A 342-nucleotide genomic window follows, 5' to 3' on the forward strand; every position below is an offset into this window, starting at 1 on the left:
ATCAGAAAATCAGAGGTAAAACAAGTATAGACGAGATTTCCGGAAGGGATCTTGTAAGTCTTATCCTTTTTCCGCCTCACGGGCAGATTGAATTGTCCGGTTTTGGTTATTATGGAACTGTCTTTCCCATGTTTACTATCTCCGCGATATACATAACAATGCCGGCAACCTGTACTTAGCTTATGGCAGCCATGCCAAGGATTCCATAGAGAAGACTCCAGACTTATTCTATTTTCCATTCTGTTTGAATAAAATTTATCATTTTATTATTGTCTGCAAAGTTAGCTAAAGTCTTTTCATCATTTACATAATTCATTCCTGAATTTCTTCAAAAAGAATGGG

Annotated in this window: 1 protein-coding gene; it reads right to left on the reverse strand. The window is 36.5% G+C overall.

Annotated elements, in window-relative coordinates:
- The coding region (locus AB5935_RS23205; protein ID WP_368327612.1) for a DUF5131 family protein at positions 1–239 on the reverse strand (239 nt) is incomplete at its 3' end.
- Between the last annotated feature and the right edge of the window lie 103 nt (positions 240–342).

Source organism: Phocaeicola sp. RTP21198st1_B8_RTP21198_201120, assembly GCF_040929485.1.
Lineage (GTDB): Bacteria > Bacteroidota > Bacteroidia > Bacteroidales > Bacteroidaceae > Phocaeicola > Phocaeicola dorei.